The 22,228-nt window shown below is 71.6% G+C and carries 18 protein-coding genes and 6 pseudogenes; 9 read left to right on the forward strand and 15 right to left on the reverse strand.

The features are described 5' to 3' along the window. Positions 1–506: 506 nt before the first annotated feature. Entirely contained in the window at positions 507–1,532 is a 1,026-nt protein-coding gene (locus tag BZY54_RS19070) for a 6-phosphofructokinase (RefSeq protein ID WP_086726393.1), read from the forward strand. An 82-nt stretch (positions 1,533–1,614) separates the two neighbouring features. On the opposite strand, the gene BZY54_RS19075 is transcribed toward BZY54_RS19070, so the two are convergent. From BZY54_RS19075 to BZY54_RS19105, 6 genes and pseudogenes are all read right to left on the reverse strand, one after another. Continuing rightward, complete coding sequence (locus BZY54_RS19075; RefSeq protein WP_086726394.1) at positions 1,615–2,526, reverse strand: universal stress protein; 912 nt, start codon at positions 2,524–2,526, stop codon at positions 1,615–1,617. A 156-nt stretch (positions 2,527–2,682) separates the two neighbouring features. Beyond that, positions 2,683–3,351: a CBS domain-containing protein gene (locus tag BZY54_RS19080; RefSeq protein WP_086726395.1), complete on the reverse strand. Its 669-nt coding sequence runs from the start codon at positions 3,349–3,351 to the stop codon at positions 2,683–2,685. 313 nt (positions 3,352–3,664) lie between these two features. Next, on the reverse strand, positions 3,665–4,558 hold the full coding sequence (locus tag BZY54_RS19085) for a pyridoxamine 5'-phosphate oxidase family protein (RefSeq protein ID WP_086726412.1): 894 nt from the start codon (positions 4,556–4,558) through the stop codon (positions 3,665–3,667). Positions 4,559–4,772: 214 nt separating this feature from the next. After that, positions 4,773–5,249, reverse strand: a pseudogene (locus tag BZY54_RS19090) (sensor histidine kinase); the annotation flags it as partial. A gap of 306 nt (positions 5,250–5,555) precedes the next feature. Next, positions 5,556–6,602 carry a DMT family transporter gene (locus tag BZY54_RS19100; protein WP_208640698.1) on the reverse strand — a complete coding sequence of 349 codons (1,047 nt, stop codon included), beginning with the start codon at positions 6,600–6,602 and terminating at the stop codon, positions 5,556–5,558. Next, entirely contained in the window at positions 6,602–7,213 is a 612-nt protein-coding gene (locus BZY54_RS19105; protein WP_086726396.1) for a TetR/AcrR family transcriptional regulator, read from the reverse strand. The genes BZY54_RS19100 and BZY54_RS19105 overlap by 1 nt, the downstream gene beginning before the upstream one ends. A gap of 234 nt (positions 7,214–7,447) precedes the next feature. Here BZY54_RS19105 and BZY54_RS19110 point away from each other — a divergent pair, with 234 nt between their 5' ends. Continuing rightward, the gene (locus tag BZY54_RS19110) at positions 7,448–8,467 is read left to right on the forward strand and encodes a zinc-dependent alcohol dehydrogenase family protein (protein WP_086726397.1); all 1,020 of its coding nucleotides are present in this window, start codon (positions 7,448–7,450) and stop codon (positions 8,465–8,467) included. Between the two features lie 286 nt (positions 8,468–8,753). On the opposite strand, the gene BZY54_RS19115 is transcribed toward BZY54_RS19110, so the two are convergent. Together BZY54_RS19115 and BZY54_RS19120 are read right to left on the reverse strand one after the other, a co-directional pair. Further along, positions 8,754–9,170, reverse strand: coding sequence for an SsgA family sporulation/cell division regulator (locus tag BZY54_RS19115; RefSeq protein ID WP_086726398.1), 417 nt, complete (start codon positions 9,168–9,170; stop codon positions 8,754–8,756). 368 nt (positions 9,171–9,538) lie between these two features. Continuing rightward, the gene (locus BZY54_RS19120; protein WP_086726399.1) at positions 9,539–9,925 is read right to left on the reverse strand and encodes a hypothetical protein; all 387 of its coding nucleotides are present in this window, start codon (positions 9,923–9,925) and stop codon (positions 9,539–9,541) included. A gap of 261 nt (positions 9,926–10,186) precedes the next feature. On the opposite strand from BZY54_RS19120, the gene BZY54_RS19125 reads away from it, so the two are divergent. Together BZY54_RS19125 and BZY54_RS19130 are read left to right on the forward strand one after the other, a co-directional pair. After that, entirely contained in the window at positions 10,187–11,452 is a 1,266-nt protein-coding gene (locus BZY54_RS19125; protein WP_086726400.1) for an aromatic acid exporter family protein, read from the forward strand. A gap of 505 nt (positions 11,453–11,957) precedes the next feature. Beyond that, positions 11,958–12,378 (forward strand): annotated as a pseudogene (locus BZY54_RS19130) (pyridoxamine 5'-phosphate oxidase family protein). 138 nt (positions 12,379–12,516) lie between these two features. Here the strand turns inward: BZY54_RS19130 and BZY54_RS19135 are convergent. Further along, positions 12,517–13,068, reverse strand: coding sequence for a nitroreductase family protein (locus BZY54_RS19135; RefSeq protein ID WP_107419758.1), 552 nt, complete (start codon positions 13,066–13,068; stop codon positions 12,517–12,519). Positions 13,069–13,076: 8 nt separating this feature from the next. Between BZY54_RS19135 and BZY54_RS19140 the strand changes: the two are divergent. Further along, positions 13,077–13,460: pseudogene (locus tag BZY54_RS19140) on the forward strand (molybdopterin dinucleotide binding domain-containing protein); the annotation flags it as partial. 390 nt (positions 13,461–13,850) lie between these two features. On the opposite strand, the gene BZY54_RS19145 reads toward BZY54_RS19140, so the two are convergent. Continuing rightward, positions 13,851–15,191 (reverse strand): PP2C family protein-serine/threonine phosphatase, encoded by a 1,341-nt coding sequence (locus BZY54_RS19145; RefSeq protein ID WP_086726401.1) that lies wholly within the window; start codon positions 15,189–15,191, stop codon positions 13,851–13,853. A 354-nt stretch (positions 15,192–15,545) separates the two neighbouring features. Here BZY54_RS19145 and BZY54_RS19150 point away from each other — a divergent pair, with 354 nt between their 5' ends. Next, a complete protein-coding gene (locus BZY54_RS19150) occupies positions 15,546–15,878 on the forward strand; it encodes a cupin domain-containing protein (RefSeq protein WP_086726402.1) in 333 nt (110 codons plus the stop codon). Positions 15,879–16,008: 130 nt separating this feature from the next. On the opposite strand, the gene BZY54_RS53295 is transcribed toward BZY54_RS19150, so the two are convergent. The 3 genes and pseudogenes from BZY54_RS53295 to BZY54_RS52265 all read right to left on the reverse strand — a co-directional run. Further along, positions 16,009–16,245 carry a ferredoxin reductase domain-containing protein gene (locus BZY54_RS53295; RefSeq protein WP_244217229.1) on the reverse strand — a complete coding sequence of 79 codons (237 nt, stop codon included), beginning with the start codon at positions 16,243–16,245 and terminating at the stop codon, positions 16,009–16,011. A gap of 34 nt (positions 16,246–16,279) precedes the next feature. Then, positions 16,280–16,375 (reverse strand): annotated as a pseudogene (locus BZY54_RS55455) (hypothetical protein); the annotation flags it as partial. A gap of 24 nt (positions 16,376–16,399) precedes the next feature. Further along, a pseudogene (locus BZY54_RS52265) lies at positions 16,400–16,947 on the reverse strand (cbb3-type cytochrome c oxidase subunit I); the annotation flags it as partial. A 399-nt stretch (positions 16,948–17,346) separates the two neighbouring features. Here BZY54_RS52265 and BZY54_RS19160 point away from each other — a divergent pair. Then, on the forward strand, positions 17,347–17,802 hold the full coding sequence (locus tag BZY54_RS19160; protein WP_086726403.1) for a cyclic nucleotide-binding domain-containing protein: 456 nt from the start codon (positions 17,347–17,349) through the stop codon (positions 17,800–17,802). Positions 17,803–18,168: 366 nt separating this feature from the next. Further along, positions 18,169–18,630: a pyridoxamine 5'-phosphate oxidase family protein gene (locus tag BZY54_RS19165; protein ID WP_086726404.1), complete on the forward strand. Its 462-nt coding sequence runs from the start codon at positions 18,169–18,171 to the stop codon at positions 18,628–18,630. Positions 18,631–18,896: 266 nt separating this feature from the next. On the opposite strand, the gene BZY54_RS19170 is transcribed toward BZY54_RS19165, so the two are convergent. Continuing rightward, positions 18,897–19,580 carry a response regulator gene (locus BZY54_RS19170; RefSeq protein ID WP_086726405.1) on the reverse strand — a complete coding sequence of 228 codons (684 nt, stop codon included), beginning with the start codon at positions 19,578–19,580 and terminating at the stop codon, positions 18,897–18,899. A gap of 736 nt (positions 19,581–20,316) precedes the next feature. On the opposite strand from BZY54_RS19170, the pseudogene BZY54_RS19175 reads away from it, so the two are divergent. Further along, positions 20,317–20,731: pseudogene (locus tag BZY54_RS19175) on the forward strand (pyridoxamine 5'-phosphate oxidase family protein). A gap of 235 nt (positions 20,732–20,966) precedes the next feature. On the opposite strand, the gene BZY54_RS19180 reads toward BZY54_RS19175, so the two are convergent. Further along, positions 20,967–21,374 carry a hypothetical protein gene (locus BZY54_RS19180; RefSeq protein WP_086726406.1) on the reverse strand — a complete coding sequence of 136 codons (408 nt, stop codon included), beginning with the start codon at positions 21,372–21,374 and terminating at the stop codon, positions 20,967–20,969. Positions 21,375–22,228 lie beyond the last annotated feature (854 nt).

Consider the following 22,228-nt stretch of genomic DNA (forward strand, 5'->3'; position numbering starts at 1 on the left):
GACGGGGCCCAGGGGCACTGGTGGTGGAGCGGTTCATGTGTTGTGCTGTAGGTGACGGGAAGGACCCAGAAAGACGCGGGGAAGCGGGAGCCAATACCGCGCACCGCGCAATCCGGATCCGCGAGAAGTGGATGGGTTCTTCCCGTCCACTCACGTCCGGAGCCCGGCGCGAACGTCACCGGCCGGTCCCGGTCACGTGCTTCAGGTGCGTCTCTGTTCCTACGCTGGTGCGGCCGGCTCTGCTCACCGCGCCTGTCTCCTCTCGTACCGGATCGCGGGCCGCGCCGGGCAACCGCAGCGGTGGAGGAGCGAGGTTGCACGTCGGCCCGAAGGCCGGGCGCCGTGACGAGCGAGCCGTGGCCCCCTTTGCCGTGTGCGCCGAGTGGCCGCCGCGGATCGAATGGAGGGAGGCTGGAGGGAGGTGATCCACGTACCCCGACAGCTGCTTCCGGGCCGCCGAGAAGGCCGCGAGGAAGTCGGGCTGACCAGCGGATGGGAGGAAACCCATGAAGGTCGGAGTGCTGACCGGCGGCGGTGACTGTCCCGGCCTGAACGCTGTGATCCGCAGCGTCGTCCGCAAAGGGGTCCAGGAGTACGCTTTCGACTTCGCCGGGGTGCGGGACGGCTGGCTCGGTCTCCTCCAGGGTGCTGTCGTGCCGCTGGACATCCCCAGTGTGCGGGGGATTCTCCCTCGCGGCGGAACCATCCTCGGCTCCTCCCGGACCAACCCGTTCAAGCACGAGGACGGGCTGCAGCGTGTGCGGGACACTCTCGCCGCGCACGATGTCGACGCACTGATCGTGATCGGCGGTGAGGACACGCTCGGTGTGGCCACCGAACTGAACGGGCACGGGGTCCCTCTGGTCGGCGTGCCGAAGACCATCGACAACGACGTCTCCGGCACCGACTACACCTTCGGCTTCAACACGGCCGTCGGCATCGCGACCGAGGCCATCGACCGTCTCCACACCACTGCCGAGTCGCACATGCGCACCCTGGTGGTGGAGGTGATGGGGCGGCACTCCGGCTGGATCGCCCTGCACGCGGGCATCGCGGGCGGTGCCAACGTGATCCTCATCCCGGAGCGGCCGTTCGACCTCGAACAGGTCTGTGAGCAGGTGATGAGCCGATTCAAGATCAATTACGCGCCGATCGTCGTAGTCGCCGAAGGCGCCGTCCCCAAAGAGGGACAGATGATCCTCAAGGACCAATCGCTGGACGAGTTCGGGCACGTGCGGCTGTCCGGCATCGGCGAATGGCTGGCCCGTGAGATCTCGGAACGCACCGGCAAGGACGCCCGCACCACGGTCCTGGGCCACGTCCAGCGCGGAGGCACTCCGAGCCCCTACGACCGATGGCTCGCCACGCGCTTCGGGCTGCACGCCATCGACGCCGTCAAGGACGGTGACTTCGGCATGATGGTCGCCCTGCAGGGCACCCGGATCGTCCGCATCCCGCTCGCCGATGCCACCGCGAAGGCCAAGGTGGTCGATCCGTCGCTGTACGACGAGTTCGAGGTGTTCTTCGGCTGACCGGCCCGGCGCTCGACGGGCATCGCCGGACCTTCCGGTCCGAACAAGACCTGCCGATCGCCACTCGCCCCGTGGGCGGCCGTCATCCGCCGTACGGCACGACCGCCACCGGGCAGCGGGCGTGGTGCAATACGGCGTGCGTGATCGGGCCCATGTGGCCCTCGGGTGCCTGCGGGTCGCTGCGACGGCCGACCACGAGCAGAGCCGCGCGCTGGGACGCGTTCAGGAGCGCTTCCGCCGGATGGAGCAGCATGACATCGGCGCGGACCGCCACCCCGGGATACTTCTCCTGCCACGGGCGCAGCACGTCGGAGAGCCGCAGCACCTCCTGGTCCTCCCAGGTGCCGCGGTCCTCCTCGGTCACCACCAGCGTCCGCGAAGAGACGGCCTCGGCGGGCAGCGCCCACGCCTGAACCGCCCGCAGGCCTGCTCCACGGGCCTCGGCGGCCGAGAACGCGAAGTCCGCCACCTCACTGACCGGGCGGTGCGCGTCGAACCCGACCACCACCTGGGCTGCGCCGCGGGCACCGTGCGTCTCGCCTTCCAAGGTGCCGGGCCGTTCGGAACCGAACGCGCCGGATCGATCGGGAACCAGCACGACAGGGCGAGGGGCCGCCGCCGCCACCCGCAGGGCAACCCGTCCGAGCGCGAGTCCGTCGAAGCCACCCGTCCCCCGGGTACCGACGACGACGAGCCCGGCGTCGCGGGCCGCGGCGAGGAGAGCCACCACCGCGTCGTCGTCGACCTGCTCGCCCCGTACCTCGACCTCAGGGCAGCGGTCGCCGAGTTCGGCGGCCGCCTGCTGGAGCATCCGCGCACCTATCTGATGCAGCCTGTCCACGGCCGGACCCGGTACTGCGCTGCCGGGAAGCGGTGGAGAGGCGTGTACCAGGCGCAGCGGAACGCCGCGCAGCTCCGCCTCCCGCACCGCCCAGTCGGCTGCCGCCAGGCTGCGTTCGGACCCGTCGACACCCGCCACCACAGGGTGTGTCATCGTGCCTCCTTCGCCCGGCCGGTCGACACGGCTGGTAGCGCCACCCGCCCCCTCCCCCTGCCCCCTGTCTTCCACTGTTCCATGGCGGGAACGATGTGGCGCCCGCAGCGGCTGCGAGGCCGTGGAGTCTCAGCTTCGCCCGTCGGCGGGCGGTGATCACCCCTCGGCCCTGCGCACAGGCGGAGGCTCCGCGGTCCCCGAGGGACCGCCGTGCCCGGCGGTGTCGTCCGAGGCATCGTCCCGGTCGAAGCCGAGCCGGTTCACCACTTCCACCACGCCGTCGACGTTTTCGCACAGCCGCACGATGATCGGGACCAGGCTCCTGCGGTCCACTGTGCCGCTGAGCATCACCCGTCCCTCGGCGACCTCGACCGTCAACGCGGAGGGCGGCAGGCCCAGTGAGCGGACGACGACGTCCTCGAGAATCTCCTCCTGAATCGCGCGGTCCCTGCGGAGGAACAGCTGCACCAAGTCGCTGCGACTGATGACGCCGATCAGCCGGCCGTCGCCGTCCACCACCGGCAGGCGCTTGACCTTGTGCTCCTCCATCGTCCGCGCGGCGCGCACCGCGTGCCAGCCGGGCTCCGCGACCACGGCGGGGCTCGTCATCAGCTCCCGGGCGCTGTTCCCCACGCCGCCGGACGTCTGCTTGCGCAGCAGGTCCGCCTCCGACACCACCCCGATGGGCCGATCCTCGTCGTCGACCACCGGGACGGCAGTGATGTCGTACTCGTCGAGGACGCGTGCGATCTCCTTGAACGTCGTGCCGGGTCGCACGCTCACGGCGGTGGGCGTCATCAGATCGCCCACGCTGCGCTGCCTCATCGCTCACCGTCCTTCTCGTCGCCTCCGGTCGGTCCACCGTCCTGCAGAAGCGGCACGATCGCATCCGGCACGTTCCTGCTCCGCGCGGCGTGGCCCGGCCGCACGATGTGCCCGGCCCGCACTCGGTGGGCATGCCGGCCGCGTCCGGAAACGTGCTTCCGTCCCGGACGCGCCCGGCTCTTCCGCTCCTCCAGTCGACCGCCACCGCCGCCGCGGCGTCTCGGGCCGGACAGCCCACGCCGCACGCCGAAGGTCCCTCGACGCCCAGCCCGATCGACCGCGGGTCACGGACCGCTCCAGCCGCTGCTCGCCCTCACCGGTCGGCGGCAGTGATGCGGCGTCCTGTCAGGCGGGTGGGGCGCACCTTCACCCACAGTGTGCGGGCGCCGCCCGCCCAGGGTGTGGAGTGGGCGTCCTCCTCGAGCCGGCCGACCGCCTCCGGGTCGTCGACCGCCTCGGCACGACCGACCGCGAGCACACTCCAGCCCCGGCTCATCGCCTCGTCGAGATGGTCCACCTCGAAGGCGACGTCGCTGCCCACGGCCCCGGCCGGAGCCGAGCCGGGCGCGGTACGGAAGAAGACGGCCTCGTCCATCACGTCGTAGTTGACCGGGAACGCGGCGGGCCCCTCCGGGGTGATCAGCGCGATACGCCCCACTCCGTGCGTGGACATGAGCGATCGGCACTCCTCCTGGCTCAGGTCCGTCATGCGTGGGTGCAGCAGTGCCCGCCCCTGTCCGGGTGGCAGTTCCTGGTCGCCGCCACGCAGCGCGCAGAGCGTGGTGGCGAGCGCGTCGGCGAGGCGCAGGACGGTCGCGCTGCCCGGTTCCGAGGGGCGCTGTTCGAGATAGGCGAGGTACTGCGGCGACATCCGGGCGCGCCCGGCCGTCTCCTCGAGGCTGAGCCCCTGGCGTCGGCGGGCCGCCGCCACCCGTCGTCCGAAGTCGCCCGGTCGCCCCGCTCCGGGAGCGGGTTCGGCGGGAGCCGGCCCGCCGCGGGTTTCTTCGGGCCCTTCTTCGTGCCCCGAGTGGTCGACGTGCGCGTCCGGCCCGGGAAAGACCAGCGTGACCTCGCCCGTGTCGGACCAGCACACATCGTACGGAGGTGTCCCGTCGTCGTGGTGGAGACCGACGATCTCGCCGTCACGTCGGACGACGCCGGCCGCCGGGCCCTCCACGACCAGTCGATCGCCTAGCTGAGCGTGCATGGTCATGCCTTCTCTCAAGGAGTCCGTCTCCCAGGATCACGCCGGTCCGTCCCCCGCACCACTGGGCTGAAGTTCCGCCCCGGCAGGGACGTGCGGCACGGATGCCACACCTCCTCGAAGACGCACTCGGGCACGACGCGCCGATCGCTGACGTGCAAGCCGCGCCCGGCGGGGTGGCGGACCGTCCTTCCCGGTTCTCCTCGAATCGGTCAGCTCATGGACAGTCGGTGCTCTCGCTCAGCAGGGCGTGCCACAGCAGCCTGGTTCTTCCGCCCTCCGGGGTGCCGAGCTCCAGGGCGCCGCCCAGTTTCCGGGCCCGCTCGGCCATGTTGGCCAGTCCGCTGCGGCGGCCCTCGGGGGGTGCCGACGCCGTTGTCGACGACGCTGAGGCGTACGGTCCTGCCGTCGGTCTCCAGGGCGACCTCGGCGCGGTCGGCGCGGGCATGGCGGGCGATGTTGGTCAGGGACTCGGACAGGACGGCGACCACGTGGTCGGCGGACTCCTTGGGTACGTGGGTGTGGGCCGCCCCTCCATCCGCACGCTGGGCGCGAAGCCCAGCGCGGACGCGGCCTCGCCGACCACCCGGACCGCGCGCGCCCGCGGGCCTGGTGCCGTATCGGCGTGCAGGCGCAGACCGAAGATCGTCGACCTGATGATCTTGATGGTTTCGTCCAGGCGTCCCCGGGCTCTGCGGAGCGTCCCACCGCTGACCTTCCAAGCTCCTGTGACGTGCCGAAGCCGTTCCGATTCAAGTCACAGTAGTCGCTGCCGTCCGGCACGCATGCGATCGCCGAAGCAGGTGCCGACGAGGCCGGTGGGTGTCGCCGCGCGGCCGGTCCCGGGCCTGGGTGGCGATGGCCGCGGCCTGGATGCGCCTGCTCCACGCCGAGCTCGGCGAGCAGGCGGGAGATGTGGTTCCGAACCGTCCTCTCGGCCAGGCACAGCCGCTGACCGGTCTGACGGCCGGTCAGGCCCGCGGCGACGGCGGTCACATGGTCAGCGGGTCGGGGCCTGTCCCAGCTCCATGGCCGCCGGCGCCGTCTCCGCACCACGGTCGCGCTCGGACACGCCGGGTCCCTCTGCGCCGATCCTGTGCTCGCCGGTGACCGCGCGCGCTCGGCGCGCGGGCCGGGCCGGCGTGGTGAGTACGGTGAGGCAGCCGACGACCAGGGCGATACCGGCCCAGCCCAGCAGCGGCAGGCGTTCGCCGACGACCAGTACGGCCAGTACGGCCGCGACGGCCGGTTCCAGCAGGGAGAGTGTGGTGGCGGTGCTCGCCGGGACGTGCGCCAGGCCCCAGCCGAACAGGACGTAGCCGACGAACATGGGTACCAGGGCCATGTAGGCGCCGACGGCCGTGTTGGACCAGGAGTTGAGGAGCGGGGCGCCGGTGGCCAGCAGCACGGGCATGAGCAGCAGGCCGCCCAGTCCGAAGACGGCGCCCATGGCCGCGCCGGAGGTGAGGCCGCGGCTGATCAGGCGGTGGGCCGCCCACGAGTACAGGGCGTAGGTGAAACCGGCCACCAGGCCCAGCCCCACTCCGAGCACCGTCGATCCCACGGATCGGCTCCCGGCGCCGGAGTGTGCCCTCGCCGCTTCGGCCGCGCACAGCAGCACCGTCCCGGCCAGGCCCAGAGCGGCGCCGATCGTCCAACGACGCGTGAGACGGCGTTTGTCCACGGCACGTTCGATCACGGCCGAGGCGAGCGGGGCCGAGCCGATCGACACCACCGTCCCGGCGGCCACCCCGGCCAGGTGCATCGAGCTGTAGAACGCCAGGGGATAGGTCCCCACCGCCAGTGCGCCGAGCAGCACCGTACCGCGCTGCGCACGCAGTCCAGGCGCCTCCCGGGCGATGCGGGAGGCGGCTGTGAGGGCCTGGAGCAGGCCGCCCAGGCCCATGGCGACGGCCCCGATCGCGAGGGGCCCCACCGCTGGAGCGAAAGTCGCGGCCGTGCCCGTGGTGCCCCACAACACCGACGCCACGAGCACGCACAGCGATCCCACACCCACCGAGCCGGCCGCACGTCCGGCGGGCCGCATCACAGCCGGTCCAGCAGGTCCGCGGCCATCGCCCGCGCATGCTCCAGACGCGTGCCCGCGCCCTCCAGGCCGGCGCGTGCCATCGCGCCCTCCAGCAGGAACGCCAGATGCTCCGCGACCGCACGGGCCTCCTCGGGCCGATCGGGCAGCAGTTCCTGGAGGTGGCCGGCGAGCAGGGACTCGGCTTCCTCCTTGTGCCGGCGCACGACGGCCCGTCCCTCGTCCCCGGCAGGCAGTTCGGCGGCCGCGTTCAGCAGCCCGCACCCCCGGAACCCGTGCTCGTAGGCGAAAGCCGCGTGATCCGCGTACGCGTCGAAGACGGCCAGCACGCCGCCGCGACCGTCCCGGACGCCCTCCAGCCGACGCCGGTACAGGCCCAGCCACTCCTCGTGCCGCGCATCCAGGTAGGCCCTGACCAGATCGGCCTTGGAGGAGAAGTTGTTGTACAGGCTCATCTTCGCCACGCCCGCCTCGGCGGTGATCGTGTCGATGCCCGTCGCCGACACACCGTCCGCGTAGAAGCGGCGCGCCGCGGCGGCGAGCAGCCGCTCACGCGCCGTTCCCCGCCGGCGCTCCTTGGCCTGCGTCCGGGCCGGACCCGTCTCGCTCATCGGACCCCCTTCGCTATTAGGTAGGTCAGTCTACCTAACTAGGTAGGTCTGTCCACCCAACGATGCACAGGGGTGGCCTCCAGCGCCCGTGCCCGCCCCCGAGTGCACGCGCGGCGGTGGGCGGGACTGGTCGCGTACCGGTCCCGTCGGGGCCGACTGCGGCGACCCGGCACCGGGAACTCCGACCCTGGGGAACGGGAGCGGTCCGATGGAACCGTGAGGGAGGTGTCTTCCATGGGTGCGATGTTTCCGGCGTCGATGCGAGCCTGGGTGGCCCCCGCCTCCCGCCCGGGCACGATCGAGCCGCTCGTGCTGCGCGTGCCGGTGCCCGCGGACGACGAATTGCTGGTGCGGGTAGCTGTGTGCGGGGTGTGCCGGACCGACCTCCACGTACGGGACGGTGACCTGCCCGCGCACCGTGAGCGGGTCGTGCCCGGGCACGAGGCGGTCGGTGAGGTCGTGGCGGCGGGCCGGGACACCACCGGGCCGGCGGTCGGCGCCCGGGTCGGGATCCCGTGGTTGCGCCGGACGTGCGGGAGATGCCGTTGGTGCCTGCACGGGCAGGAGAACCTGTGTCCGTCCTCGGTCTACACCGGCTGGGATGCCGACGGTGGCTACGCCGAATACGCGACGGTGCCCGCCGCGTACACGTACGAGCTGCCGGAGGGGTACCCCGAGGAGGAGCTGGCCCCGCTGCTGTGCGCCGGGATCATCGGCTACCGGGCGCTGCGTCGCGCCGACCCGCTCCCCGGCGGCCACCTGGGGATCTACGGCTACGGGGCCTCCGCCCACCTCACCGCACAGGTCGCACTCACCCAGGGCTCCGTCGTCCACGTGTTCACGCGGTCCCCCGCCGCCCGGGAACTCGCCCTGAACCTCGGCGCCGCCTCGGCGACCGACCCGTACGCACCACCCCCACAGCCGCTGGACGCCGCGATCCTCTTCGCCCCGGCCGGCGACCTGGTCCCCGTCGCCCTGGAGGCCCTGGACAGCGGAGGCACGCTGAGTATCGCCGGCATCCATCTGACGGACATCCCCGCCCTGGACTACCAACGACACCTCTTCCGCGAGCGGACCGTCCGCAGCGTCGCGGCCAACACCCGCGAGGACGGGCGCGCCCTGTTCGCCGTGGCAGCCGAGCAGCGCCTGAAGGTCATGGTCACCGAATACGACTTCGACCAGGCGAGCCGTGCACTCGACGACCTCTCGGCAGGCCGGGTCAACGGGGTCGCGGTGCTCCGCGTGCGGTCCTGACCCGGCGCGCGCCGACTCCGCGCACGACTCTGACTCCAGCCCCCGCAGGCAGCGGCCCGGCGGGCGAGGGGACGCCAGCGCCGACCGGGCGGCGCCGGCTCCCGGAACGCCGGGACACGCGCCGCTCAGCCGTCCGAGTCGGCGCCGGTGCCGAGCCGACGCCGCAGGTGATCAGCAGCTGGGCGGTGTGCGCGATGTGATCGCGCGGTCGCTCAGCAGGGAGGCGGGGTCGCGGGTGACCGCGGCCCGGAGCAGCCCGCGGCGCTCCCCTCTGCGGCGGGCACCGTCAGCAACGCCCGTTCAGGAACCGGTCGAGATGGCCTTCCAGATCCAGTGCCGCCGCCTCCTGGGCTGCGGGCACCAGCTGATAAGTGCGCAACAGCCAGTGCTCGAGCGCCCGCAGAGGAGCCACGAGGTGGGCGGAGCCGCCCGGAGGAGTCAGGAGAAGGTGCAGGAGTGCTTCCGGGCCGGTCCCGGTCGGCCACACCCGCACATCGCCCTCTCCGGTCGGCGCCAGCATCCCTCGCGCGAGCAGCTCCCGGGAGATGACCCAGGCGACTGGGCCCTGGACGAGGTCATGGAAGAGGAACTCCACCAGAAGCGGGTCCTGCGACCGGTAGAGCAGGTGGGTCGATACCGGGAGCCGAGTGCCCAGGGGCGACACGAGCTCTATGCCGAGCATGTGGTCTACGCAAGTGATCATGGCTCTGTGTGGGTTCGGGGGCCGGGGTGGTGCGGGGCCCGGGCAGTGGGATCACTGCGCGGGCCGGGCATCGACGCGGCCCGGGTCGACAACATCAAGGTTTCGGGCGCCGAAGACGGGCGACGCATGAGACGGCGCAGCGAGAAGGCTTGCGCTCGGCCCGCGTCAGCGGTGGCCGGGCCACCGTCCGCCGGCGGCGCGGGGGCGGCGATCGGTGTTTCACGGCCGCTGCTGTCCCTTGAAGCGGCCGTGGTCGCCGCCCCCGCTGTCTGTGGTGCCCTCCGGCGTGACCGGGGGCGGCTCGGGCTGCGTCACCGGCCCACTGGTGTGCGGCAGCCGAGCAGTGGCGGTCCTGGTGACCGCGGTTTTCAGCAGCCCGAACGACCGTGGCGCTCCAGGTCCCCATAGGTGGAGCGCTCGTGGTCGCCGACCCGGCGGAGCTGGTCGAGGACCCACTGACGACGGGCTTCGTCGATCCGCGCCCGGCCACCGTCGCGGTCGACGTACCGGATCCGGTGGCGACCTGCATCGTCGTGCCGCTTCCAGGAGCCAGGAGCGTCGCCGTGCCCGAACGCGCCGCGCCGGTCCCCGTGGTGGTTGCCGACGGTTCGGACGGCGGAAACGGAGCCGCCGGAGTGGCTGACGCTCGGGTTCGTCGCCGCCGAGGCTGAACCGCCGGTGGCGAGAAGCCCGGCCGCCGCGACGGCGGTGGACGCGATCGCGACGACGGCTCGACGCATGGTCCTGTTGGCCATGATTCCTTCTCCTTGCTCACCCCGTGATGCGAATGAGTGGCTTCGCGAATGTGTGCCTGCTGTGAGGCACTTGAGACAGTAGCCGATTTGGTTGAATGATGAACTATCTCTGGCGGTGAGGTCCGCCACGCGATACAGGTCACTGCGCCGGAAACAGCTCTACGGCGCGCTGCGCACCTTCAGCGGACCGCTTCCGGCACCGGCCCGCGATGTGCGCGAGACCACTGCGACAAAAAGGACAACCGTGCCATCATCGCGCTCGTGCAACATTCAACCAACAGTGCTCGATGGTGGCGCACGGCAGGCCGGACGCTTCGACGGCCGCTGCGAGCCGCCCGGACACACCACCCCGCACGAACGGCCACGGCACTGACTCAGGGCGCGAAGGGGCTCGTCGCGGCACTCCTGGCCTGGCAGGTCGCCTCATGGTGGCTGCCCGGGCAGCAGCAGTACCTCGCCGTCGCCACGGCCCTGCTCATGGTCAACGCCCCCACCATCCACCGGACCGTGACACAGGCCGTCCGCAGCGTGACCACGCGAGCGGCGGGACTGCTGCTGGCGGCGATCGTCGTACGGCTGCTCGGCTCGACCGCGGGCAGCATCGCGGCGATCCTGGCGATCGCGCTGGTCGCCGGTGGCCGCCGACGCTCCGACGACCGGTTGCAGATCGTCTCCACGGCGGTGCTCGCCCTGGCCGTGGCCGCGACCACCCCCGTCGGGAACGTGGTCACCCCGGTTTTCGCGACTCTGGCCGGCGCGGCGGTGGGAACCGCCGTGAACGCGCTGATCCTTCCGCCCCTGCACCTGGACGCCTCCGACGCCTCGGTGCGTGACCTCGCCGCGGCCATGGGATCACTGCTGGACGACATGGGCCGCGGCCTGCGCGAGCGGCGGCACACGGACCGCGCGCACACATGGCTGGAAGAGGGCAGGCACCTGGAGGAGCTCGTGGCACAGGCGCACGAGGACGTCCGGCAGGGCCAGGAGAGCCTGCGCTGGAACACGCGCTGCGCCGTGCACGGAAGAGCCCGGACGCCCGCGCACGGCGAGGTACTGCGGGCTCTGCACCACGTGTCCTTCCAGGTCCGCGGAATCGCCCGGACACTGGCCGACAACGTCGACGACCGGCACACCGATCACCGACTGGGCAGGCTCTTCCTGGACCGGTACGCGACGACCCTCGAGGCCGCCGGAGAGGCGGTGACCTCCTTCGCCACCCCCGGATCGGCCTCCGACTCCAGCTGCGACCGCGCCCGTGACAGGCTGCGCCGTGGCATCGGCGAGGCCACGGCCTGGCACACGACCATGACCGAACTGATCACACAGGGCACACTGCCCGAGCCCGGCGCCTGGCACGTGTACGGATCGCTGATGACCGACGTCGAACGCCTGCTGGCGGACCTCGACCGCGCGGACCAGTTCACCGCGGCCGCATCGACGGCCGAGCCCAGGAAGGCTCCTTGGCTTGTGCCGGTGCCCATGGGCGCCCGGCTGACAGTGGACCGTGACAGGCAGCCCTGCGCCTGACAGTCCAGGGCTGGGCTCCCATGGACGGGCACCGGCTGCCTACCGTGGCCAAGGCCAACATCAGCCCCGCCCGGCCGGGCACGGACGCAGCCGGTGCCGGTGCCGGTGCCTCGTTCAGCTTCCTCGACGGCTGAAGCATTGCCGCCCGCCCCTTCCTGTCGCAGTGGTGCGGCCGGTGCGCGCCGGTGGCCTGCTGCCACTATCCGAATGCGGGCCCTCACAAGGCGTAGGCCGTACGGCCTCGTCGGCCGGCCCTGCGGTCCTCGGTTTCGGCCGACCGGACCGGGCAGGCGGCTCTCGTGCCGCATCGCCCACGACCCCGGCCGGACCAGCGCGGGGGTGTTCGGCCACGACCCGCCGCGCCAACCGGGCGGCGCGCCGTGCCTGCCGGTGCGCAACCGGGCGATGCGTCGTGCCCCCGCCGGCCGGGAGGACTGCCACGGGGCACCTGTACAAGGGCCATCCGGCCCTAACCACGCCCCGGTCGTCGGAGGGACCATGGCTGATGTTCCATGAAGGCTTTCGCGTGCTCGATCGGCAGGAGTGCCTGCGCCTGTTGGCGAAGCTGCCGATCGGCCGTGTCGGGTACACCCGCCAGGCGCTGCCCGCGGTGCTTCCGGTCAACTTCTCCCTCGACACGGACTCATCCGTGCTCCTGCGCACCGCGGCGGGCTCGGACCTCGTGCGCGCGATCGACGGTGCCGTGGTCGCCTTCGAGGCCGACGAACTTCGATGCCGCGACCCGCTCCGGCTGGAGCGTGGTCGTCACCGGCCGGGCGACCGTGGTGACCGACCCCCCCGAACACGAACGGCTGTCGCGGACCGGCCCGCGCTCCTGGGTGGTCGCGCGCGACGGGGTCTTCGTCCGCATCGAGGCCGAGATGGTCACCGGCCGGGATATCACCGGGACGCGCGGCAGGGGCTGAGCGCCGGCCGGGTTCGCAACGGGTCAGCACGGCTTCGGGCGTTCGCGACCTGTCGCCGGGAGACCGGGGCCGGGCGGACCGCATCCGCTCAGGTCCACGATCCGGTACTGCTCACGGGATGTGCCGGACGGGGCTCGTTCACGGCCCCGTCACCGCCTGTCCGCGGGCGCGCGGGGTGCGGCCGCCGTCCGGACCGTAGCCGAAGCGGATCAGCAGTTGCGGGTGGCACCGCTTGCGGGCCAGGCCGACGGCCGCCCGCAGGTCCGGCCATTCCATCGGCTGGTGCAGGAGCGAGGTACGCACCCCGTGCGCCGTTGCCGTCAGCAGCACGTGCTGCAAGGCCTGACCCGCGTGCAGCCAGTCCTCACGCCGGTCGTGAGAAGTCCACAACAGGGCGACCTGGGCGTGGCGTTCGAAGCGGAGCGCGGCCAGACGCGGCCCGGGCATCGGGCCGGGGAAATCCCGCATCGGCATCCGCCCGGCCGCGTCCGACGGGCCGAGCGCCGTGACGGGGATGCCGTACGGCCTGGCCGGCGCCGGGGCCGTGATCCGGCTGCGTCCTTCGGCGGCGCGTGACGAACTGGCGTAGTTGCGGGCCTCGGCGACGGCGGTCAGGTGAAGCAGCCGTCGCGTCCCCGCGATCTCCGGCAGATGCAGTCGTGCGCCCTCGGAGTGCGCCGCCGCGGACATCTCCACCAATGCTCGCCCTCTTCCGCGGCGGACCGGTGATCTGGATGTCCACCGCCGACGCCGAGAGGATCGGCGTCAAGGACAACGAGTGGATCGAGGCGTACAACCGCAACGGCGTCGTCGTCGCCCGCGCCGTGGTCACCCATCGCATGCCCGACGGCACCGTTTACATGTACCACGCCAAGGACCGCACGGTGAACGTCCCGAAGACCGAGGTGAGCGGCAGACGCGGCGGCATCCACAACTCCCTGACGAGGCTGCTCGTCAAGCCCACCCATCTCGCCGGCGGCTACGCGCAGTTCACGTACGCCTTCAACTACTACGGCCCGACCGGCAACCAGCGCGACGAGGTCACGGTCATCCGCCGTCGCTCGCAGAACGTGGAGTACTGACATGCGCGTGATGGCACAGGTGGCGATGGTCATGAGAGCTCGCAGCAGGCCTGGGCGCGACCGCCAGGCGGGCACTCGCCCGCACCACCCCGGCCACCTGCACCGCGGTCGGACGTGACGCGGGCCCCGTGACCCGCCTGGGCGCACTCGCGGCTCCCGGCCCGACCGAAGTCCGCACGGTGCGGGCGGACGCGGGCCTGCGCGCCCCGCGGGAGCCGGCCGCGAGGCGGCGCGTGCGGAACATGCGCGGCGGCTTCCATCGCCACCGGGACGATCTGAGCGCCATCGGTCTGCTCGCCGTCCCCACCTCACCCGGGCGGTGGGCAGCAGGGACAAGCCCGCGTGCCCGGACCGGCGCTGTGATCTCCGAGCGTGCCCCGAGACGGCACTTCAGCCGGTGCAGGATGCCGGGATGCGAAGGGCGAGTACGGCGACGTCGTCGTCGAACACATGGCCGCGTCGGGTGATCAGGGCGTCGCACAGTTCGTCCGGCGGGGCTGTGGCCAGGGAGGCGGCGTCCTCCGCCAGGTCGCGCAGGCCGGTGTCGATGTCCTGGTCACGGCGCTCCACCAGTCCGTCGGTGAACAGCAGGAGGGTGCTCTCGGGCGGGAGCGGGTGGGTGTGGCTGAACCGGGGGACCGTCTCGTCGATGCCCACCGGAATGCCGTGCCGCATGGGCGCCAGGAAGCGGGTGTCGCCCTCCGCCCCGATCAGCAGCGGAGGCGGGTGCCCGGCGTTGCTCCAGCCGAAGGTGTACCCCTCACGGCCGCATTCGATGCGCCCGAACACCAGGGTGGCCGTCGGCGGATCCTCGAACATCATCAGGGCACGGTCCAGGCGCGACACGACCAGGCCGGGCGGCTCGCAGCGGTCCAGGGCGAGCGCCCGGAGCATGTTCCGGAGCTGACCCATCAGCGGGGCCACCTCGACGTCGTGGCCGGTCACGTCGCCCACCACCACACAGGTGGCACCGTCGGGCAGGACCATGGCGTCGTACCAGTCCCCGCCGAGCTTGGGCAGTTCGGAAGCGGGCTCGTAGCGGGCCGCGGCCCGCAGCGGGGACAGGTCCGGGAGGACTGGCAGCATACGTCGCTGGAAGTGCTCGGCCGCGCGCTTGAGGTGCTCGTACAGGCGGGCGTTCTCGATGCTGACACTCGCGGCACTGGCGAGCGCGGTCAGCAGGTGCTCGTCGTCGTCGTCGAAGGGCGTGCCGTCCGCCTTGTCGGCGAGGTAGAGGTCGCCGTAGACGGTGTCGCGCACCACGAGCGGAACGCCCAGCAGGGTGCGCATCACCGGGTGCCCGGGCGGGAATCCGGCGGCACGAGGGTGCGCGGCCACGTCGGACACCCGCAACGTCCGCCGGTCGGCCACCAGGGTGTGCAGCACGCCGTGCCCCTGCGGCAGGCCCATATCGGCGCACAGCTGCGGATCGTCGATGCCCATGGTGATCAGGTCGACGAAGGCGCCGCCCTCGCCGAGCACGCCCAGTGCCCCGTAGCGCGCGCCGACGAGGTGGGTGGCCGCTTCCACGATGCGGTGCAGCACGGTGCGGGGGTCCCTGTCGGCGCTGATCGCCACGACAGCGCCCAGAAGCCGCTGCAGACTCTGCCGGTCGAGGGCAGGGGGCGCCCCCGGCACTGCTGCCCCGTCCGCCGCCTGCCGCGGCTCGTCGACCGGAGCGGGCCCGGACCGCGGGCTGTCGTGCGATCGCCGCCACGGGCCGTGCACCATGGTGCTTCCTCCCGGCGCCGTCCTCACCTCGCCCTGTCCTGCCACCCTACGCGCCCAGCCCACCGCGAGCAGGCTCTGGCGCCCCGCCGGCCGCTGATGCGGTCCCCCGGCCTCTGTGCCGATGGGACCCCGGTACCAGACCGGTTCCTCCCCCACCGGCCCGTGCCGTCCTCGCCGTATGCACCTCACGTGCTGGTCCATGCCCGGCGCATCCCGCTGTGGTATCTGTGGCGTTCGTTCGTCCCCTGCCGCTCGCGCCGTGGTCCACGCCGCCGAGACCGAGCGTCAACAGGCACCAGCGGACCGGGCAGGGACCGTATCGGCTTCCCGCTGCCGACTCAGAAAGGGCACACCATGCAGAAGGTCTCCCTCGACGCCCGCGTCCGCGAGCACCTGGAGCGGGCCGCAGCGTCCTCCACCGGCCGCAGCGCCGAGACCGTCCACGGCGGCCACGAACACGTCCTGCGCCAGACCCTCATCGCGCTGCGCGCCGGTACCGCGCTGGCCGAGCACGAAAACCCGGGCGAGGCCACGGTGCTGGTCCTGCGCGGTCGGGTGCGGCTGCGCAGCGGCGACGACGCGTGGGAGGGGATGGCCGGGGACCTGCTCCTCGTGCCGCCCACCCGCCACAGCCTGGAGGCAATCGAAGACGCCGCCGCGCTGCTGACCGTCGCCAAGACTTCCTGACCCGGCCCTGAAATCCTCCTGACCCGGCCCTGGACCGGGCAGCACAGCCCGCGGCGCGGTGCTCATCGAGGACGCCACGACCCTGATGTGGCCTGTCCGCGCCCGCCACCGCCCGGGCGGTCGGGGACGGTCAGCCCTCGGCGTGGGCCAACCACAGGTCGGGGCCGAAGACCTCGTACCGGATGCTGCGTGCGGGGATGCCGGCCCGGAGGAGCTGGGTGCGGACGCCGCGCATGAAGGGGAGCGAGCCGCACAGGTACACGTCGGCGTCGGCGGGCAGGTCCAGACCGGCGAGGTCCATCAGGCCCGGGTGGGCAGCCGGGCTCTTCGGCCGTGTCCTGCCCGTACCAGAAATCGGCCTGCGCATCGGGCAGTTGCTCCCCCAGGCGGCGGGTGTCGGCGCGCAGGGCGTGGTCGGCCGGGGCACGGTCGGCGTGCAGCACCCGCACGGGCCTGGCCGAGCCGGTGGCGGCGAGGTGTTCGAGCATACCGACCATCGGGGTGCAGCCGATGCCGGCGGAGACGATCGTGGTGATGAAGTTGACCGCACCCAGGATCGAGCCGAAGCCGGACAGCGCGACGCCCGTGATCCACAGGTCGGCGCCGAGGCCCGGCGAGTGGACGGCGTCGGACAGCGGGGCGTACAGGAACCAGCCGAAGTCGGCGGCGCCGCCGGGGGTGAGGAATCCGAAGGCCGCGATCAGCGAACTGAACAGGAAGAGCCAGTAGGCGAGCATGTTCAGTCTCGGGAAGGCGACGTCCGGGGCGCCGACCTGAAGCGGCATGACCCAGTTGGCGAACCCGGTGAACAGCGCATCGCGAACATCAGCAGCATGATCGAGCCGTGCTTGGTGAACGCCTGGTTGAACTGCTCGTTCGACATGATCTGCAGGCCGGGCCTGGCCAGCTCCGCGCGCATCAGCAGTGCCATCACCCCGCCGACGATGAAGAACGCGAACGCGGTGACCAGGTACATCGTCCCGATCTTCTTGTGGTCGGTGGTCGTCAGCCATTCCGCCCACGACGGCCGTCCGCTCGCCGCCTGTTCCGTTCGCCGGGAGGTCTCCACGGCCGGGGAGCCCACCTCCACGCCTCTCGGCCGAACGGTCTCCAACTGTTGTTCGTGCGTCTCGTCCACCGGGCGGTGCCCTTCCCTTCTTCCATGTCGAGGGCGAGCCGGGAAGCGCCGTGGTGCGGGTACGGACCTGGCCTTCCCGGCCGCCGCCTCATGATCGTCGGAGGGGCACCCGGGGCAGACAGGGCCGAACAGCCCCTGATCGTTCGTCGCGCGGGGCCCAACGTCCCCTCCTCATACGGCGCGAGCTGACACCGGTGGCCGACCCGCGCGTGCCGGCACTGCCTCAGGGCCGAATGGCCCACTCTCCGGACCGAACGGCCCCTCGCCTGGTCCCGGCCGCCGCCACACGCTGGAAGTGCCACTTCGTACCCCTGGACCGGGAGGCAGGCCATGAACACCCCGAGCATGCTGCGCGCACTGCCCACCGAGCACCGGCGACAACTCATGCGTCTCGCGCGAGAGGTGTCCATTCCGCAGGGAACGCGCATGTTTCACGAGGGCGCGGTCGCGGACAGGTTCTGGATCATCCGCACCGGCTCGGTCGAACTCGACACGCACGTACCCGGTCGGCGCCGCGCCACCATCGAGACCCTCGGCCACAACGAACTCGTCGGCATCTCCTGGCTGTTCGCCCCGCACGTCTGGCATCTGGGCGCCACGGCGGCGACGCCGGTGCGGGCCTACGAGTTCGACGCCAAGGCCGTCCGCTCCTTGTGCCAGGACGACGCGGCACTCGGCCACGCCGTCGCCCAGTGGGCCGGCGAGGTGCTCGCCCACCGCCTGCGCTCCACCCGGACCCGGTTGCTGGACCTCTACGCCCCCTACGGCGCCCGAAGCGCCGTGTGAACGGGTCGTTGCCCACTCCCTGTCTGCGCCGCTTGTGACACCCCAGGCAAGGCTGGAGTCGGGGTCCACGTCCAGGGCCGCTTCGCCACCGAGCATCTCCCGGATGGCGCGGGCGTTCGCTGTCTCCTGCCACAAGCCGGACCCGTCTGAACAGGCATCGTTCCGCGGAACTGGCAAGCGTTGGGCCGTGGCGCCGGGCGATGGGGCGCCGCTCCGCCGCATCGCTGTCCGGCCACTCAGGCAGACCGCCATTCGGCGGACACCGCCGGCCGTCGTCCAAGCGCATCCGGGGAGTCGCGCCGACACTGGTGCTCGGCGTCGAAGTGCGGCCGGTCGGCGGGTAGCGGTCACGAGGCGAGGGACACGATGGGAATCATCACGCAGGACATGCGCAGGATCGTCGACAGCGCGAAGCTCGGGTTCGTGGCGACGGTCTGCGAGGACGGCTCCCCGAACCTGTCCCCGAAGGGGTCGCTGCTCGTCTACGACGACGATCACCTGGTGTTCATGAACATGGCCTCCCCCACGACGGTGGCGAACCTCAGGCGGGATCCCCGTCTGGAGGTGAATGTGATCGACTTCCTGCTGCGGCGTGGCTACCGGTTCAAGGGAACCGCCGAGCTCCGTGGCGAGGGCGACCCCGTCTACGCCTGGTCGCGGCAATGGGTGCTGGACATGCACGGTCCCGCCTATCCCTGTCATGAGGCGGTGCTGATCCGCGTGGAGAGGGCGCTGCCGGTGGATTCGCCCGCCTACACGTTCGGGCACTGGAATGAGGACGACCTGAAGCGTGCCTGGGCCGACGCCTACGGTGTGGCACGCGAGTAGCCTCAGCGCCAGCTGCCTGCGACGGTCACCGGCACGACAGGTCCGCGAGCCGGACCCGTGTCGGGACGCTGCCGGTGACCGTCGTCGGCCGGGGAGACGTGGCGTTCCGCACCCGGGCGATGACGGTCGACCGCCTCGCCGCCTTCGTGTGATCGGCCGTGTGACCGACACCGCTCACGTTCCGGTTCGCCTCCGCCGCGACGCGGACGGTGCGGTGGCCGCCGTGGGCCGGCCCCTCCCGGACCGGCCCGTACGCCCCCGCAACTTCAGCGGCCTTCCTGCCTCTGCCGGTCCTGGACCTGGGTGGCGATGACCGCGGCCTGGATACGGCGCTCCACGCCGAGCTTGGCCAGCAGGCGGGAGATGTGGTTCTTCACCGTCTTCTCGGCCAGGTAGAGGCGCTGGCCGATCTGACGGTTGGTCAGCCCTTCGCCGATCAGAGCCAGGATCTCCCGCTCCCGGTCGGTCAGGCCCGGCAGGCCGTCCGGCTCCTTCTCCTGCTGCTGACCGCCGCGCAGCCGGGCCATCAGCTTGGTGGTGGCGCTCGCGTCGAGCAACGACTGGCCGGCGGCCACGGTGCGCACCGCCGACACCAGGTCCGAGCCCTGGATCTGCTTGAGCACGTACCCCGAGGCACCCGCCGTGATCGAGTCCAGAAGGGCCTCCTCGTCGTCGAAGGAGGTCAGCATCAGGCAGGCCAACTCGGGCATGCGGGAGCGCAGCTCCCGGCACACCGTCACGCCGTCACCGTCGGGCAGCCGAACGTCGAGAACCGCCACCTGCGGGCACAGCGCCGGAACGCGCACCAGCGCCTGCTCCACCGTGCCGGCCTCGCCGATCACACTGATGTCCGGCTCGTCGTTCAGCAGGTCTCGCACTCCACGCCGTACCACCTCATGGTCGTCCAGCAGGAAGACCCGGATCGGGTTGCCCTGCTCGCCGTCCACCATTGAATGCCTTGTCCGGGTTCCGTGCCGATGTCCGCCCGTGGCCGAGATCGGCCTGCCTACCGAGATCCTTCCCGCATCCGGGCCGAACGGCCAGGGCCGGTCGGCCCTGATTCCCTCGGAGTCTGCCGCGGGTCGCAGATCACGGCCCGACCTGGCAGGCCCGCGCGGGGAAGGCCGCACGGCCCCGCTCCACGGATCGGTCGGCCCCGGGCCATGAGCGGTGAGGCGGGCAGGCTGTAGGAGCCGTCCGGTCGGCCGAACGGCGTCCGCCCCCGCCGGGGAGGCAGCCCGACCTGCCCAGAGCGGTGCCGGTCGGCATTCGGCAGGGACCTTCGGTACCTGGGGATTGCATACCGATCCGGCCGAGACTGGAGGTGTGCGCGGCGCCGATCCTCCGTGGTACCGCTCACACCCCACGACCACCGATGCGCGGAGTGGGCCGGACGCCGACAAGGGCCGAACGGCCCTGGCGCAAAGAGCCCGGATGCGGTTCCAATGACCTGATCGGGCCTGTCCTGGGCCCGGCCCCGACCGGAGCCACGGACCGGCAGCCGCTCATCTCTCGGAGGGACGACGCACACACCGCACCGGCGGGCCGGCCACCACCACGGCAACGGGCCGCGCAACAGCCCCGCCGCGCCGCGCAAGGACACACAGCAGCGAGCAACGAAACCGCACGGAAGTCTCTCATGAGCCTCAACACCCCCAGGCCCTCCCTGCCGGGCCGCGCCGGAGCATCGAGCTGGACAGTGACGAAGCTCTGCGGCTGCTGGGCAGTGTGTCCTTCGGAAGGATCGTCTTCACCCGCCACGCACTGCCGACCATCCGACCGGTCAACCATGTCCTGGACAACGGAGACATCGTCATCCGCACCCACGAGGGTGCGGCACTCACCGCACGCACCGGGCAGGCCCAAGGCCAGGGCGTCGTGGTGGCGTACGAGGCCGACACCATCGCCCCCGACACGCACCTCGGCTGGAGCGTGGTGGTCACCGGCTACGCCCACCTGGTGACCGACCCGGTAGAACTGGCCCGCTACCGGACGCTTCTCACCCTGGGTGAACCAGACCATGGACTACGCGGTACGCATCCGACCCGACCTGGTGACCGGAGTCCGGCTCGCCGCCGACGACGAGTCCCGCGACGCCTGATCGCGGGCCGCACCGTCCCCTCGGCGGGCCGTGCGGGCCCGCGAGGGGTACGTCGATCAGGGTGGCATCCGTGTACGGCGGTCGCCCGGTGTCCCCTCCGAGCGGCCCGGGACGCCACCCTGACCCGCGCGCACAGGTTCTCCTGTGCGCCTTGTCGGCCACCGGATTCCGCCCGAAGGACCGGTGGCCTCCTGCACCCGGATGCCCGGCCGGGCGCAGGGGCACTGAGGAACGGTCAGTCGAAGACGCGGCCGTCGAATCCACCACCGACGTTAAAGGTCACCCAGGCGTCCTGGTACCAGCGGTAGAAGCGGTGCCCGTCGTACCGGTACCGGTGGTCGTGGTCGTGGCTGTACCAGTCGTGACCACTGCGCTCCCACACGCGGTGACCGTCCCAGCGACGGTCGTCCCAGCGGTGGCCGTTCCAGCTGTGCCGGTTCCAGCTGTGGCCGTCCCAGCGACTGCCGTCCCGGTCGTGGTGATCACCATTCTGGCCGTGGCTGCTGCCGTCATGGGTGACGACGGCTTGACGATGGGCCATCGGCTCGGCCGAGGCGGTACCACCGGCGACGAGAAGCGAGCCTGCGGCAACAGCCAGTGAAGCGGCCGCGGTTACGGCTCGGCGCACGAAGGTGCGACTCATGATCTTTCCTCCTTGCTAGACCCCCACTCCTGTCATGGTTCGAACAGGAATGGGGGCATATGCCCTTGATGTCGAGCAGTGGCCAACCTACGCCCCTTTTGGTTGAACCGTAAACCACTTGGATCGTGATCTATGCCATTAACCCGACATGGCCGCACTGCGTGCGGAATCGACTCCAGTGAGCGACCGGGATCTCCTCGCCCTTTCGAACCCCTGCCGCCCCTCCACTTTCACGGGCCCAGGGCGACGGCAAGACCTTCGGCGACGGCCCCGAAGACGACACCGCCCGGGAGCGCACGGCGTGCGGATGGACGGCTGAGCCATATCCCCGCTCTCACCCGGCCACCGTGATGGCCGACCGGAAGCGCTCTGTGAGGATGCTCCCCCTGGCCGGCGGCCCCCGGATCCAGCCCTGGACCGGCCGGCGGACGCCGCCGCAGCCGGAGAGGGCCACGGCCGGCCGGCCCGTGCCACCAAAACCGCATCGGCCCGCATGTCAAGCAGCGACTCGCCGACAGTTCCCATCCACCCGTCCCACCCGAGGGGTGAGGGGACGTCAGAAGATCACCTTGACGGACCAATAGTCAGTCAATCACCAAAATCCGCATGGGACTTGAAACCCGGTCAGCCCTCCTCGCGGTGAGTCGCAGACGTCCTGAATACCCCGATCAGCCCCCTTGGGGCACCACATCCGATCCGCCCGAAATGACAGCTTCGGGAGGCGTCAGTACGTTCAATCTCACCGGCCCCCCACAGCCGGATCTCTGACTCTCAGACACGAAAAGGCACCACCATGATCATGAACCGCTCTCACGCGATCACCGCAGGCATCGCGGCCGCCGCGGCCCTGACCG

Source organism: Streptomyces carpinensis, assembly GCF_002154505.1.
GTDB classification, from domain to species: domain Bacteria; phylum Actinomycetota; class Actinomycetes; order Streptomycetales; family Streptomycetaceae; genus Streptomyces; species Streptomyces carpinensis.

What these genes read in the sequence shown, in the direction of transcription:
- BZY54_RS19070 (WP_086726393.1), top strand. Translation starts at nt 507, where the DNA reads ATGAAGGTCGGAGTGCTGACCGGCGGCGGTGACTGTCCCGGCCTGAAC.
- BZY54_RS19075 (WP_086726394.1), bottom strand. Translation starts at nt 2,526, where the DNA reads ATGACACACCCTGTGGTGGCGGGTGTCGACGGGTCCGAACGCAGCCTG.
- BZY54_RS19080 (WP_086726395.1), bottom strand. Translation starts at nt 3,351, where the DNA reads ATGAGGCAGCGCAGCGTGGGCGATCTGATGACGCCCACCGCCGTGAGC.
- BZY54_RS19085 (WP_086726412.1), bottom strand. Translation starts at nt 4,558, where the DNA reads ATGCACGCTCAGCTAGGCGATCGACTGGTCGTGGAGGGCCCGGCGGCC.
- BZY54_RS19100 (WP_208640698.1), bottom strand. Translation starts at nt 6,602, where the DNA reads ATGCGGCCCGCCGGACGTGCGGCCGGCTCGGTGGGTGTGGGATCGCTG.
- BZY54_RS19105 (WP_086726396.1), bottom strand. Translation starts at nt 7,213, where the DNA reads ATGAGCGAGACGGGTCCGGCCCGGACGCAGGCCAAGGAGCGCCGGCGG.
- BZY54_RS19110 (WP_086726397.1), top strand. Translation starts at nt 7,448, where the DNA reads ATGGGTGCGATGTTTCCGGCGTCGATGCGAGCCTGGGTGGCCCCCGCC.
- BZY54_RS19115 (WP_086726398.1), bottom strand. Translation starts at nt 9,170, where the DNA reads ATGATCACTTGCGTAGACCACATGCTCGGCATAGAGCTCGTGTCGCCC.
- BZY54_RS19120 (WP_086726399.1), bottom strand. Translation starts at nt 9,925, where the DNA reads ATGGCCAACAGGACCATGCGTCGAGCCGTCGTCGCGATCGCGTCCACC.
- BZY54_RS19135 (WP_107419758.1), bottom strand. Translation starts at nt 13,068, where the DNA reads ATGTCCGCGGCGGCGCACTCCGAGGGCGCACGACTGCATCTGCCGGAG.
- BZY54_RS19145 (WP_086726401.1), bottom strand. Translation starts at nt 15,191, where the DNA reads ATGGTGCACGGCCCGTGGCGGCGATCGCACGACAGCCCGCGGTCCGGG.
- BZY54_RS19150 (WP_086726402.1), top strand. Translation starts at nt 15,546, where the DNA reads ATGCAGAAGGTCTCCCTCGACGCCCGCGTCCGCGAGCACCTGGAGCGG.
- BZY54_RS53295 (WP_244217229.1), bottom strand. Translation starts at nt 16,245, where the DNA reads ATGCGCAGGCCGATTTCTGGTACGGGCAGGACACGGCCGAAGAGCCCG.
- BZY54_RS19160 (WP_086726403.1), top strand. Translation starts at nt 17,347, where the DNA reads ATGAACACCCCGAGCATGCTGCGCGCACTGCCCACCGAGCACCGGCGA.
- BZY54_RS19165 (WP_086726404.1), top strand. Translation starts at nt 18,169, where the DNA reads ATGGGAATCATCACGCAGGACATGCGCAGGATCGTCGACAGCGCGAAG.
- BZY54_RS19170 (WP_086726405.1), bottom strand. Translation starts at nt 19,580, where the DNA reads ATGGTGGACGGCGAGCAGGGCAACCCGATCCGGGTCTTCCTGCTGGAC.
- BZY54_RS19180 (WP_086726406.1), bottom strand. Translation starts at nt 21,374, where the DNA reads ATGAGTCGCACCTTCGTGCGCCGAGCCGTAACCGCGGCCGCTTCACTG.